At 72.2% G+C, this 13078-nt stretch carries 12 protein-coding genes; 7 read left to right on the top strand and 5 right to left on the bottom strand.

Annotation, left to right across the window (positions count from 1 at the left end; translation table 11 throughout):
• Positions 1 to 185 precede the first annotated feature (185 nt).
• From ACIQU6_RS12745 to ACIQU6_RS12725, 5 genes are all read left to right on the top strand, one after another.
• Positions 186 to 1700 (top strand): MFS transporter, encoded by a 1515-nt coding sequence (locus ACIQU6_RS12745; RefSeq protein ID WP_403481638.1) that lies wholly within the window; start codon positions 186 to 188, stop codon positions 1698 to 1700.
• Positions 1701 to 1853: 153 nt separating this feature from the next.
• Positions 1854 to 3647: a DEAD/DEAH box helicase gene (locus ACIQU6_RS12740; protein WP_403481637.1), complete on the top strand. Its 1794-nt coding sequence runs from the start codon at positions 1854 to 1856 to the stop codon at positions 3645 to 3647.
• A gap of 388 nt (positions 3648 to 4035) precedes the next feature.
• Positions 4036 to 4677, top strand: coding sequence for an IclR family transcriptional regulator (locus ACIQU6_RS12735; protein WP_274915482.1), 642 nt, complete (start codon positions 4036 to 4038; stop codon positions 4675 to 4677).
• Positions 4678 to 4791: 114 nt separating this feature from the next.
• Positions 4792 to 5580 carry a S16 family serine protease gene (locus ACIQU6_RS12730; RefSeq protein ID WP_403481636.1) on the top strand — a complete coding sequence of 263 codons (789 nt, stop codon included), beginning with the start codon at positions 4792 to 4794 and terminating at the stop codon, positions 5578 to 5580.
• Positions 5581 to 5677: 97 nt separating this feature from the next.
• Entirely contained in the window at positions 5678 to 5866 is a 189-nt protein-coding gene (locus ACIQU6_RS12725) for a hypothetical protein (RefSeq protein ID WP_403481635.1), read from the top strand.
• Positions 5867 to 5903: 37 nt separating this feature from the next.
• Here the strand turns inward: ACIQU6_RS12725 and ACIQU6_RS12720 are convergent, their stop codons facing one another.
• From ACIQU6_RS12720 to ACIQU6_RS12700, 5 genes are all read right to left on the bottom strand, one after another.
• Complete coding sequence (locus ACIQU6_RS12720; RefSeq protein ID WP_403481634.1) at positions 5904 to 6899, bottom strand: glycine betaine ABC transporter substrate-binding protein; 996 nt, start codon at positions 6897 to 6899, stop codon at positions 5904 to 5906.
• Positions 6896 to 7780, bottom strand: a complete 885-nt coding sequence (locus ACIQU6_RS12715; protein WP_403481633.1) for an ABC transporter permease — start codon at positions 7778 to 7780, stop codon at positions 6896 to 6898. The genes ACIQU6_RS12720 and ACIQU6_RS12715 overlap by 4 nt, the downstream gene beginning before the upstream one ends.
• Positions 7777 to 9078 (bottom strand): betaine/proline/choline family ABC transporter ATP-binding protein, encoded by a 1302-nt coding sequence (locus tag ACIQU6_RS12710; RefSeq protein ID WP_403481632.1) that lies wholly within the window; start codon positions 9076 to 9078, stop codon positions 7777 to 7779. Before ACIQU6_RS12710 ends, ACIQU6_RS12715 begins: the two co-directional genes overlap by 4 nt.
• On the bottom strand, positions 9071 to 9718 hold the full coding sequence (locus ACIQU6_RS12705) for an ABC transporter permease (protein WP_403481631.1): 648 nt from the start codon (positions 9716 to 9718) through the stop codon (positions 9071 to 9073). Before ACIQU6_RS12705 ends, ACIQU6_RS12710 begins: the two co-directional genes overlap by 8 nt.
• A 71-nt stretch (positions 9719 to 9789) precedes the next feature.
• Entirely contained in the window at positions 9790 to 10257 is a 468-nt protein-coding gene (locus tag ACIQU6_RS12700; protein ID WP_274915487.1) for an Lrp/AsnC family transcriptional regulator, read from the bottom strand.
• A gap of 129 nt (positions 10258 to 10386) precedes the next feature.
• Here ACIQU6_RS12700 and hppD point away from each other — a divergent pair, with 129 nt between their 5' ends.
• Positions 10387 to 11544: a 4-hydroxyphenylpyruvate dioxygenase gene (hppD, locus tag ACIQU6_RS12695; RefSeq protein ID WP_403481630.1), complete on the top strand. Its 1158-nt coding sequence runs from the start codon at positions 10387 to 10389 to the stop codon at positions 11542 to 11544.
• A gap of 99 nt (positions 11545 to 11643) precedes the next feature.
• Positions 11644 to 13008, top strand: a complete 1365-nt coding sequence (locus tag ACIQU6_RS12690) for an FAD-binding oxidoreductase (RefSeq protein WP_403481629.1) — start codon at positions 11644 to 11646, stop codon at positions 13006 to 13008.
• Positions 13009 to 13078 lie beyond the last annotated feature (70 nt).

Raw genomic sequence — 13078 nt, 5'->3', positions numbered from 1 at the left:
GCCGGTGGGTGGGGGGTGGGGCAAGGGGTGCGGATGGGTCGCCATGAGGCTGCAACACGTGGTTCACGAACGGGCGGTGGCCGTCGGCCGGGGCGAGGGGCGACCCGCGGCGTAAGACCGACGACCTAGGTGATCCCCGTCTCCGGACAGGGGCGCAGTGGTGTTATGGCCCTTACGCTGGCCCGATGACCGCTGACCCTTCGAGCCCCGCAGACGCGGCCGCCGCGACCGCGACGGGCAGCACCGCCGCACCCGCCACCGACCACCGGAACCAGGAACCGACGCCGTGCGGTGGGGGTGTTCTCGGTCGGGATCACCGGGCGTTGACGCTCGGGATCGTCTCCGTCGTCTCGTTGATCGCCTTCGAGGCCAGCGCGGTGAACACCGCGATGCCGGTGGCCGCCCGCGCCCTCGACGGGATCGGGCTGTACGCGTTCGCCTTCTCGGCGTTCTTCACGGCCAGCCTGTTCGCGATGGCGCTCGCCGGGGTGTGGAGCGACCGGCGGGGGCCGCTGGCGCCGTTGTTCAGCGGGATCGCCGCGTTCGGCGTGGGGCTGCTGGTCGCGGGCGGGGCGCAGAGCATGGGCATGTTCGTCGCCGGGCGCGGCGTCCAGGGGCTGGGCGGCGGCCTGGCGGTGGTGTCGCTGTACGTGGTGGTCGGCCGGGGCTATCCCGAGCGGCTGCGGCCGTCGGTCATGGCGTCGTTCTCGGCGGCCTGGGTGGTGCCGGTGATCGTCGGGCCGCTGGTCGCCGGGACGATCACCGAACAGGTCGGCTGGCGCTGGGTGTTCCTGTCCATACCGGTGCTGATACTCCTGCCGCTCGCGGTGATGCTGCCGGCGCTGCGGAAGCTGCCGCGGACCGTGCCGGGACCGGACGGCGGCTTCGGGCGGATCCTCGGCAGCCGCCGCTGCCTGCTGGCGCTGGCGGTCGCGGTGGGTGCGTCGCTGTTGCAGTACGCCGGCCAGCACATCGGCTGGTTCGCGCTGCTGCCGGCCGCCGCCGGGCTGGCGCTGCTGGCCCCGGCCATCGTGCGGCTGCTGCCGCCCGGCACGTTCCGGGCCGGCCGCGGGCTGCCGGCCGTGGTGCTGATGCGGGGGCTGGCGGCCGGCGCGCTGGTCGCCGCGGAGAGCTTCATCCCGTTGCTGCTGGTCACCCAGCGCGGACTGTCCGCGACCCTGGCCGGGCTCTCGCTCACCGGCGGCGGACTGACCTGGGCACTCGGCTCCTACGCCCAGAGCCGCCCCGGTCTGGAGCGGCACCGGGAGCGGCTGATGGGGCTGGGCATGGCCCTGTTGGCGACGGCGATCGTGCTGGTGCCGCTGGTGCTGATCGACGGGGTGCCGGTCTGGATCGTGGCCGCGGCGTGGACGATCGGCGGGTTCGGGATGGGGCTGAACATCTCCAGCGGCGGCGTGCTGCTGCTGAAGCTGTCCCGCCCGGAGGAGGCCGGCAGCAACTCCTCGTCGCTCCAGATGTCCGACGCGTTGGGCAACGTGACCTTCGTCGGCGTCAGCGGGGTGCTCTTCGTGGCCTTCGGCGGCGGCTCGACGGCCGCGGCCGGTGCGGCGTCGACCGCCTCCGCGGGCGCCGGCGCGGTGAGTCACCCCGCGGCGTTCCTGGCGGTCTTCGCGGCGATGGCGGTGGTCGCGGCGAGCGGCGCGGCGGTCGCCACCCGGCTGCGGCCGAAGGCGGGTTAGGGCCCCTTCCTCCCTACGCGCTCCCCGGACGCGACGCCCGGATGTGACCTCCCTCCCACCCCCGGGCGGGAGCGGGCGTTCCGCGGTGGGCGGCCAGCGGGGCACCGGTAGGCTGACGCGGTTGCCGATCGCCGACCTCAGCCGACGGAGACCGTGACTACCAGCAGCGCCACCAACAGCCATCACCTGTCCCCGGCCTTCCCGGGGCGGGCCCCTTGGGGTACCGCGAACAAGCTGCGTGCCTGGCAGCAGGCGGCCATGGACCGGTACGTCCAGACCCAGCCCAGGGACTTCCTCGCCGTGGCCACCCCCGGCGCCGGGAAGACCACCTTCGCGCTCACCCTCGCCTCGTGGCTGCTGCACCATCACGTCGTGCAGCAGGTGACCGTGGTCGCGCCGACCGAGCACCTCAAGAAGCAGTGGGCGGAGGCCGCGGCCCGGATCGGGATCAAGCTCGATCCGGAGTACAGCGCCGGCCCGTTGGGCCGCGAGTACCACGGCATCGCGATCACCTACGCCGGCGTCGGCGTCCGCCCGATGTTGCACCGCAACCGCATCGAGCAGCGCAAGACGCTGGTCATCCTGGACGAGATCCACCACGCCGGCGACTCCAAGTCGTGGGGCGAGGCGTGCCTGGAGGCGTTCGAGCCGGCGACCCGGCGGCTGGCGCTGACCGGCACCCCGTTCCGCTCCGACACCAACCCGATCCCGTTCGTGTCGTACGAGGAGGGCAACGACGGCATCCGCCGGTCGTCCGCCGACTACACCTACGGCTACGGCAACGCGCTGTCCGACGGCGTCGTCCGGCCGGTGATATTCCTCTCCTACAGCGGCAACATGCGCTGGCGCACCAAGGCCGGCGACGAGATCGCGGCGCGGCTGGGCGAGCCGATGACCAAGGACGCGGTCTCCCAGGCGTGGCGCACCGCGCTGGACCCGCGCGGCGAGTGGATGCCGAACGTGCTGCGGGCCGCCGACCGCCGGCTGACCGAGGTCCGCAAGGCCATCCCCGACGCCGGCGCGCTGGTCATCGCCTCCGACCAGGAGCAGGCCCGGGCGTACGCCAAGCTGATCCGGGAGATCACCGGCGAGGGCGCGACCCTGGTGCTCTCCGACGACACCGGCGCCTCGCAGCGGATCGACGACTTCGCGCACTCCGACGACCGCTGGATGGTCGCGGTCCGGATGGTGTCCGAGGGCGTCGACGTCCCCCGGCTCGCGGTCGGCGTCTACGCGACCACGATCTCCACCCCGCTGTTCTTCGCGCAGGCGGTCGGCCGCTTCGTGCGGTCCCGCAAGCGTGGCGAGACCGCGTCCGTCTTCCTGCCCACCGTCCCGATGCTGCTCGGCTTCGCCAACGAGATGGAGGTCGAGCGCGACCACGTCCTGGACAAGCCGAAGAAGGACGGCGAGGAGGACCCGTACGCCGAGTCCGAGAAGGAGATGGACGAGGCGAACAAGGAGCAGGACGAGGACACCGGGGAGCAGGAGCAGTTCTCGTTCGAGGCGCTGGAGTCGGAGGCGGTCTTCGACCGCGTGCTCTACGACGGCGCCGAGTTCGGCATGCAGGCGCACGCCGGCAGCGAGGAGGAGCAGGACTACCTGGGCATTCCGGGGCTGTTGGAGCCCGACCAGGTCCAACTGCTGCTGCAGAAGCGGCAGGCCCGGCAGATCGCGCACAGCCGGAAGAAGCCGGACAGCGAGGCGGACCTGCTGGAGATCCCCGCCGAGCGGCGGCCGGTGGTCACGCACAAGGAGCTGCTGGAGCTCCGCAAGCAGCTCAACACGCTGGTCGGCGCGTACGTCCACCAGAGCGGCAAGCCGCACGGGGTGATCCACACCGAGCTGCGCCGGGTGTGCGGTGGCCCGCCGAGCGCGGAGGCGACCGCGGGGCAGCTCAACGAGCGGATCAGCAAGGTCCGCGAGTGGGCCACGCGGATGCGCTGAGGGCGGCGCCCGGGGGCGCATCGTCCGGCCGCGCCGGGGAGTTCTCGTGAGGATTCCGTAGGGAGTCGGTGCGCTGACCCGTCATGGGGCGCGCCGCGGACCGCGCGGTCGGGGCGTGCGCGCGGGGCGCACCGGCGCGCTCACAGTAGTGACGGGAGGAACGACGGTGCGGACGAGTGCGGATATTCCGGGCGGCAGAGCCCGGATTCTGGACGCGGTCTTCCGCTGACCGGAGCAGCTCGCTACTGTCCCGCTCACGCACACGCCCCGTGGCAGCGCCGCCGCGGAGCGCAGCCGGTGCAAAGCGGCCGGCGGCCCATGGGCGCTGTTCCGGGACGAGCAGCGCTCCCTGTACGGACGCCGCCAACTCACTTCAGGAGGGGGCGTCGTGACCGCGGAGACCTCCCAGACGCTCGACCGGGGACTGCGCGTCCTCAAACTTCTCGCCGACACCGACCACGGGCTGACCGTGACCGAGCTCTCGCACAAGCTCGGCGTCAACCGCACGGTGGTCTACCGCCTGTTGGCCACGCTGGAGCAGCACGCCCTGGTGCGCCGGGACGCCGGCGGGCGGGCCCGGGTGGGTCTCGGCGTGCTGCGCCTGGGTCGTCAGGTCCACCCGCTGGTCCGGGAGGCCGCGCTGCCCGCGCTGCGTTCGCTCGCCGAGGACGTCGGCGCCACCGCCCACCTCACCCTGGTCGACGGCACCGAGGCGCTGGCGGTCGCGGTCGTCGAGCCGACCTGGACCGACTACCACGTCGCCTACCGCGCCGGCTTCCGCCACCCGCTGGACCGCGGCGCCGCCGGCCGGGCCATACTCAAGGCCCGCCAGGGCCGCCTGCACGACGCCGGACTCGCCCTGACGCACGGGGAGTTGGAGGCCGGCGCTAGCGGCGCCGCGGCCCCGCTGCTGGGGGTCAGCGGCATAGAGGGCAGCGTCGGCGTGGTGATGCTGACGGACAGCGTCGCGGAGCGGATCGGGCCGCGGGTGGTGGACGCGGCCCGGGAGGTCGCCGAGGCGCTGCGCTGACGGGCACCGGCCCGGCACGCGGGGCGCGGATTCCGTGTGGTGACCCTGTGGCACTGCCGTGTGGCACCGGCGCCGCACGGGGCGGACGGGGCGGGGGTCAATTAGGGTGGCGGGGTGTCTTCCCGCGCCCGTGCCCTGCTGGCCTGCACCGTCCTCGTCCTCGCCCTCCTCGTCACCGCGGCGGTGGCCCCGCTGCCGTACTCGGTCGCGTATCCGGGCGTCACGGCCAACGTCCTCGGCGACGACAAGGGCAAGCCGGTGATCACCGTCTCCGGAGCCCCCACCCGCGACACCAGCGGGCAGCTCCGGATGACCTCGATCACCGCCACCGGGCCGGCCGCCTCCATCCACCTGCCGGACGTGGTCCGGGCCTGGTTCCGCACCGACGAGGCGGTGATGCCGCGCGACTCGGTCTACCCGGTGGGCAACAACACCGAGGAGATCGCCGAGCACAACGCGGAGCAGATGAAGCAGTCGCAGGACAGCGCCACCCAGGCCGCCCTGAACCGGCTCGGGAAGTCCCCCAAGGACGTCAAGGTGACCCTGAGCCTGGCCGACATCGGCGGGCCCAGCGCCGGCCTGATGTTCGCGCTGGGCATCGTCGACAAGCTGAACGGCGACGGCGCCGGGCACGACCTGACCGGCGGCCGGACCGTCGCGGGCACCGGCACCATCGACGCCGACGGCGCGGTCGGCGCGGTCGGCGGGGTGGCCCTGAAGACCCAGGCCGCGCACCGCGACGGTGCGACGGTCTTCCTCGTCCCCCGCCAGGAGTGCACCGACGCGCGCGCCGAGCTCCCCAAGGGGATGCGGCTGATCCCCGTCACCACCCTGGGCGGCGCGGTGGACGCCCTCAAGGCCCTCAACTCCGGTGGCGACGTGCCCAGTTGCGGCACCGGCTGAGGCAAGGGCGGCCAGGGCGGGTGGGGGCGCGGCCCAGAGGGCCGCGGTGGCCTCCCGGTTGGCGTGGCGGAAGCCGTCGTCGTCGAGGCAGAAGACCGTGACCTTCACCTTTCGGCCCCTGCCGAAGGTGCCCCAGCGCGTCTTGAGCCTCGCCTGGGCGGCGCGGTCGGCGGAGTCGCAGACCCGCTTGTCGACCGTGAGCGTGCCGACCCCGCGCGCGGCCGCCTTCGAGGCGGTGATCTCCTCGGCGTCGGCGACCCGTTGGTGGACGTCGGGCCGTCCCTAGGGCGCTCCTTCCTCCACGGAGATCCGTCAGAAGCGCCCTAGCCCCCGCCCTCCTTGATGAACCCCTCCTTCACCAGCCACGCCTTGGCGACCTGGTGCGGGTCCTGGCCCTCGACGTCCACCTTGGCGTTGAGCTTCTGGGCGACGGTGTTGTCCAGCGCGGCCGTCACCGGGGCGAGCACCTCGGCGATCTGCGGATGCCTGCGCAGCGCCGCGGCGTTGATCTCCGGCGCCGCGTTGTAGTTGGGGAAGAAGTGCCGGTCGTCCTTGAGCACGGTCAGCCTCATCGCCTTGACCCGGCCGTCGGTGGTGAACGCCTCGCCGAAGGTGCAGGCCGTCCCCTGCGCCACCTCGGTGTAGACCACGCCGCCGGTCATCCGCCGGATGTTGCCGGGCGGGATGTTCATCCCGTACGCCTTCGCCATCCCGGGCAGGCCGTCGTTGCGGGTGGCGAACTCGTTGTCCACGCACAGGGTGACCGCGCCCGGGTTCCGCTTCAGCAGCGCGGCGACGTCGGAGAGGGTGTGCACCCCGTACTTCTTCTCGTTGGCGGCGTTCAGCGCCAGCGCGTAGGTGTTGTTCAGCCGGGACGGCGGCAGCCAGACGATGCCGTTGCGCAGGTCGGCGTCGCGTACGGCCTCCCACTGCCGCTGCGGGTCCGGGATCGGCTTGACGTGCCCGAGGTGGGTGATCCAGCCGGTGCCGGTGTACTCGTACATCCCGTCCGCGGTGCCGGTGCGGACCGCCTCGCGGGCGCCGATGGTGCCCTGGATGTTGGTCTTGTCGATGACCGTGGCGCCGGCCGCCTTGAAGACCAGCCCCATGATCTGCCCCAGGATGATGTTCTCGGTGAACTCCTTCGAGGTGACGGTGAGTTCGGCGCCCTTCAGGGGCAGCCCCCGGCCCACCGTCCCCGGGCTGACGTCGTCCGACATCGGACTTCCGCTGACCAGCCCGCAGCCCCCCAGCAGCGCCCCGACCCCCAGCAGCGCGACGGCCCCCCAGAGCCTCGAACGGAGCCTGCGCCCCCTCACGTCTCCACCTCCAAACCACGCGGCCGCAACAGCAGTTCGGCCAGCGACGCCAGCCACTCGACCAGCAGCGCCAGCGCCACCGTCAGCACCGACCCCAGGACCAGCACCGGCATCCGCTGGGTGATGATCCCCGCCGAGATCAGGTCGCCCAGCCCGCCGCCCCCGCCGAACGTGGCGAGCGTCGCGGTGCCCACGTTCAGCACCAGCGCGGTGCGCACCCCGGCCAGGATCAGCGGGACCGCCAGCGGCAGTTCGACCTTGGCGAGCACACCCAGCGGCGACATCCCGATGCCGCGGGCCGCCTCGGTCAGCGTCGGGTCGATGCCGCGCAGCCCGGCGATGGTGTTGGCCAGCACCGGCAGCACCGCGTAGATCACCATGCCGACGATCGCCGAACCGGCCCCGATGCCCAGCCAGATGACCAGCAGCACCAGCAGGCCCAGCGCCGGCACCGCCTGCCCGAGGTTGGCCAGCGCCATCGCCGGCGGGGCGGCCCGGCGCAGCCGCGGCCGGGTCAGCGCGATGCCCAGCGGGATCGCGATCACCAGCACCAACGCCGTCGAGACGGCGGTCAGTTGCAGGTGCTGGCGCAGCGCCAACCACACCTTGCCGTGGTCGATGGCCTGGTGGGCGATCGAGTCCAGCCGGGCGCCGCGGAACCACAGCCAGGTGGTCAGCAGCGCCGCGGTCAGGAAGGCCGGCATGAACGTCCACTTCCGCCAGCCGATCCGGCGACCGCCGGGCCCGGCGGCACCGCTCGGCGTCGCCCCGGACGCCAACTCCCGTTCGGCGGCCGCCGCGTCGCCCGGCAGCGGCGCCCCCCGGGGGCCCTCCGGCGGCCCACTGCGGCCCCCGCCGGCCGGGGACGCCCCCGGGCTCACGCCCGGCCCCCGGGGCCGCCCTCGGGCCCGCCCGGGCCGTTCAGGCCCTCCTGGGCGCGCTGGGTCCGGTGGGCGCGCAACGCCCGCAACTGGTGCTGGTGTTCCAGCGCCTCCAGCCGGTCCGCCTCCAGCAGTTCGTGGACGTTGTTCATCAGCGTCTCCACGTCGACGACACCGGTGTACTCGCCGCGCCGCCCGGTGACCGCGACCCGGCCCGCGCTGTCGGTCAGCACCGCCTCCAGTGCGTCGCGCAGCGTCGCGTCCCGGGTGACGGTGTCGGTGACCAGCGTCCCGGCCCGGGCCAGCGACTGCTTGGCCAGGGAGAGGTCCCCGCGGCGCAGCCACTTGTACGGGCGGCGGTGGCGGTCCAGCAGCAGCACCTCGTTGGTGCCGCCGTCCCGCAGCAGATCGAAGATCGACTGGAGCGGGTCGTCGAGCTGCGCGGTGGGGAAGTCGACCACCCCCACGTCCCGCACCCGGGTCAGGTTCAGCCGCTTCAGGGCCGCCCCGGCGCCCACGAAGCCGGAGACGAAGTCGTCCGCCGGGTTGGTGAGGATGGCCTCGGGGGTGTCGAACTGGGCGATGTGCGAGCGCTCGCGGAGCACCGCTATCCGGTCGCCCAGCTTGATCGCCTCGTCGAAGTCGTGGGTGACGAAGACGATCGTCTTGTGCAGCTCGTGCTGGAGCCGGATCAGCTCGTCCTGGAGGTGGTCGCGGGTGATCGGGTCCACGGCGCCGAACGGCTCGTCCATCAGCAGCACCGGCGGGTCGGCGGCGAGCGCCCGGGCCACCCCGACCCGCTGCTGCTGGCCGCCGGAGAGCTGGCGCGGATAGCGGTGCCGGAACTCGCCCGGGTCCAGGCCCACCAGGTCGAGCATCTCCTCGACCCGCTCCCTGGTCCGGGCCGCCGACCAGCCGGTCATCCTCGGCACCAGCGCGATGTTCTGCGCCACGGTCATGTGCGGGAAGAGCCCGGACGCCTGGATGGCATAGCCGACCTTGCGGCGCAGCCGGACCGGGTCGATGTCCGTGACGTCCTCGTCGCCGATGCGTATCCGCCCCGAGGTCGGCTCGATCAGCCGGTTGATCATCTTCAGCGTGGTGGACTTGCCGCAGCCGGACGGCCCGACGAAGACCACCGTCTCGCCGGCCCCGATCTCCATGCTGACGTCCTCGACCGCCGGGGCGGGGCTGCCCGGGTAGACCTTCGTGAGGTTCTCCAACCGGATCGCGGCGCCCGTCGAGGCGGGCGGGCGCGCCCCCTTGGCGCCGCGGTCGCTCCCGTAGGACTCAGGCACGGATCCCCCTGGATATCGTCAGTCGTCCGATCAGGACGTAGCCGGCGTCGAAGAGCAGGGCCAGGACGACGATCCCGAGCGTTCCGGAGAGCACCTGGTTCAGCGCGTTGGCGCTGCCCAGCGAGGCGATCCCGCGGAAGATCTCGTTGCCGAGGCCGGGGCCCGAGGCGAAGGCGGCGATGGCCGCGATGCCCATCAGCATCTGGGTCGCGACGCGGATGCCGGTGAGGATCGGCGGCCAGGCCAGCGGGAGTTCGACCTTGAAGAGCCGGGCGGCCCGCGACATCCCGATCCCCTTGGCCGCGTCCACCAGCGCCGGATCCACCCCGCGCAGCCCCACGATGGCGTTGCGGACCACCGGCAGCAGCCCGTACAGGGTCAGCGCCACGACGGTCGGCGCGACGCCGAGGCCGACGAGCGGGATCAGCAGGCCGATCAGGGCCAGGGACGGGATGGTCAGGATCGTCGCGGTGGTCGTCGTGGCCAGCGCGCCGGCCCATTCGCTGCGGTACGTGGCCACGCCGAGCGCGACGCCCAGCACCGTCGCGATCACCATGCACTGGAACACGGCGCTGGCATGTTGGTACGTGTCGGTCAACAACTGGACGTGCCGGCTGCCGACGTACTCCCAGAAGCTCACTCTCGCCTCCTCGGTCCCTCGCTCGCCCCGGACCCGCCCCCGTCGGCGGAGTGCCGCCCGCTGCTTTCCGGTCACCCGCCCGCGGCTTGTTTCACCAACGGGATGATCCGCAGCGGAACCGGATTTTCCATGACGATGGCCGTGGATGCCCGCACGATGCCATCAAAGCCCACGACCCGGTCGATCACCCGTTGGAGATCGGCGTTCGAACGTGCCACGAGCCTGCAGAGCATGTCCCCGTGTCCGGTCGTTGTATGCAGCTCCAGCACCTCCGGAACGCCCGCCAAATGGGCCCGCACGTCGCTGCCTTGGCCCTGTTTGATCTCCAGGGTCGCGAACGCGGTCACCGGATACCCCAGCGCCGCGGGGTCCACGTCCGGCCCGAAACCCCTGATCACGCCATTCGACTGAAGCCGGTCGAGGCGCGCCTGCACCGTTCCGCGGGCCACCCCGAGCCGGCGCGACGCCTCCAGGACGCCGATCCGCGGCTCGCGGGCGAGCAGTTCCAGCAGCGCCCCGTCCAAATGATCGATCGCCACGGCCGAAACCTCCGATTTCGATGGTCATCCTGTACAGAACGCCCGACAGAACTCGCGCACCGCTATACACAATGCCCAGGAGATGCGCGAACTATTGCGCACCTTGTGGATCGGCGGGACTCTGCCGCCATGGCAGACACCACGATGCACACCCAGCCCACCACCCCGGCCACGGCCCGGCAGGCGGACCCCTTCCCGGTCAAGGGGATGGACGCGGTCGTCTTCGCCGTCGGCAACGCCAAGCAGGCGGCGCACTACTACGCCACCGCCTTCGGCATGAAGCGCGTCGCCTACCAGGGACCGGAGACCGGCAACCGCGAGACGGCCTCCTACGTCCTGGAATCCGGCGGCGCCCGGTTCGTCTTCACCTCCGTGGTCAAGCCGACCACCGACTGGGGTCGCTTCCTGGCCGAGCACGTGGCCGCGCACGGCGACGGCGTGATCGACCTGGCCGTCGAGGTGCCGGACGTCCGCGCGGCATACGCCTACGCCGTCGAGCACGGCGCGACCGGCCTGGAGGAGCCCTACGAGTCCAAGGACGAGCACGGCACGGTCGTCCGGGCCGCCATCGCCACCTACGGACAGACCCGGCACACCCTTGTGGAGCGCTCCGACTACGACGGCCCCTACCTCCCCGGCTTCGTCGCCTCCAAGCCGCTCGTCGCCGCTCCGACGAAACGTTTCTTCCAGGCCATCGACCACTGCGTCGGCAACGTCGAACTCGGCAAGATGGACGAGTGGGTGGCCTTTTACAACAAGGTCATGGGCTTCACCAACATGAAGGAGTTCGTCGGCGACGACATCGCCACCGAGTACTCGGCGCTGATGTCCAAGGTCGTCGCGGACGGCACCAAGAAGGTGAAGTTCCCGCTCAACGAGCCGGCGATCGCCAAGAAGAAGTCCCAGATCGACGAGTACCTGGAGTTCTACGGCGGACCCGGCGTCCAGCACATCGCGCTGGCCACCAACGACATCGTCGCCTCGGTCCGTCAGATGCGGGCCGCCGGAGTGGAGTTCCTCAACGTTCCCGACGCCTACTACGACACCCTCGGCGAGTGGGTCGGCGAGACCCGCGTCCCGCTCGACGAGCTGCGCGAGCTGAAGATCCTCGCCGACCGGGACGAGGACGGCTACCTGCTCCAGATCTTCACCAAGCCGGTCCAGGACCGCCCGACCGTCTTCTTCGAGATGATCGAGCGGCACGGCTCCCTCGGCTTCGGCAAGGGCAACTTCAAGGCCCTCTTCGAGGCCATCGAGCGCGAACAGGACCGCCGCGGCAACCTCTGACGGCCGCCGCTGCTCCGACAGCGGCACCGCCTGAAGTCGTCTCTTCCGTGGGCCGAACACGATCTTCCGTGCACGGCCCACGGATGCGACGCTACGGACATGGACCTCATCGAACGCCTGCGCGCCGGGCTCCCCGAGGACGCGCTGCTCACCGACCCCGACGTCACCGACTCCTACGCCCGGGACAACGCCAACTTCTGCGCCGCCGGGACCCCCGCCGCGGTCGTCCTGCCGCGCACCGTCGAGCAGGTCCAGCACGTGATGCGGACCGCCACCGCACTGCGCGTGCCGGTCGTCCCGCAGGGCGCCCGCACCGGCGTCTCCGGCGCCGCCAACGCCACCGAGGGCTGCATCGTCCTCTCCCTGGTCAAGATGGACCGCATCCTGGAGATCGACCCCGTCGACCGGATCGCGGTCGTCGAGCCGGGCGTGATCAACGCCGTCCTCTCCCGCGCGGTCAACGAGCACGGCCTCTACTACCCGCCGGACCCGTCCAGTTGGGAGTCGTGCACCATCGGCGGCAACATCGGCACCGCCGCCGGCGGCCTGTGTTGCGTGAAGTACGGCGTCACCGCCGAGTACGTGCTCGGCCTGGAGGTCGTCCTGGCCGACGGCCGGCTGATCAAGACCGGGCGGCGCACGGCCAAGGGCGTGGCCGGCTACGACCTCACCCGTCTCTTCGTCGGCTCCGAGGGCAGCCTCGGCGTCGTGGTCCGCGCCACCCTGGCGCTGAAGCCCGAGCCGCCCCAACAGCTCGCCATGGTGGCCGAGTTCGGGTCGGTGACGGAGGCCGGCGACGCGGTCTGCCGGATCATGGCCGAGGGGCACACCCCCTCCCTCCTGGAGCTCATGGACCGCACCAGCATCCGCGCGGTCAACGCGATGGCCCAGATGGGCCTGCCGGAGACCACCGAGGTGCTGCTGCTGGCCGCCTTCGACACCCCCGACCCGGCCGCCGACCTCGCCGCGGTCGGCGCGCTGTGCGAGGCGGCCGGCGCCACCCAGGTGGTCCCCGCCGACGACGCGGCCGAGTCCGAACTCCTCCTCCAGGCACGCCGGTTGACCTTCCCGGCCCTGGAGAAGCTCAAGCCCGCGATGCTCATCGACGACGTCTGCGTGCCCCGCTCGCAGCTCGCCGCGATGCTTGCGGGGGCCGCCGCCATCGCCGAGGAGCACGACCTGACCATCGGCGTCTGCGCGCACGCCGGCGACGGCAACACCCACCCGCTGGTCTGCTTCGACCCCGCCGACCCCGACGAGGAGCGCCGCGCCCGCGAGGCGTTCGACGCCATCATGGCCCTCGGCCTCCGGCTGGGCGGCACCATCACCGGCGAACACGGCGTCGGCGTCCTGAAGAAGGACTGGCTCGCCCGCGAACTCGGCCCGGACGGCGTCGAGTTGCACCGCGGCATCAAGGCGGTCTTCGACCCGTTGGGAATCCTCAACCCGGGAAAGTTGTTCTAGGCCCCGAGGGGGCGCCGGCCCCTGTCGTGCCCATGGCTTCGACCCCCTAGGGGATCCGCCCGGGGGCGGG

This window comes from Streptomyces sp. NPDC090442 (assembly GCF_044769405.1).
Taxonomy (GTDB): Bacteria; Actinomycetota; Actinomycetes; order Streptomycetales; family Streptomycetaceae; genus Streptomyces.
This window is presented reverse-complemented; position numbering and strand designations above follow the sequence as displayed.

Bases quoted from the DNA above. Each gene is read 5' to 3' on its own strand.
- ACIQU6_RS12745 (WP_403481638.1), top strand. From the start codon at position 186: ATGACCGCTGACCCTTCGAGCCCCGCAGACGCGGCCGCCGCGACCGCG.
- hppD (WP_403481630.1), top strand. From the start codon at position 10,387: ATGGCAGACACCACGATGCACACCCAGCCCACCACCCCGGCCACGGCC.
- ACIQU6_RS12690 (WP_403481629.1), top strand. From the start codon at position 11,644: ATGGACCTCATCGAACGCCTGCGCGCCGGGCTCCCCGAGGACGCGCTG.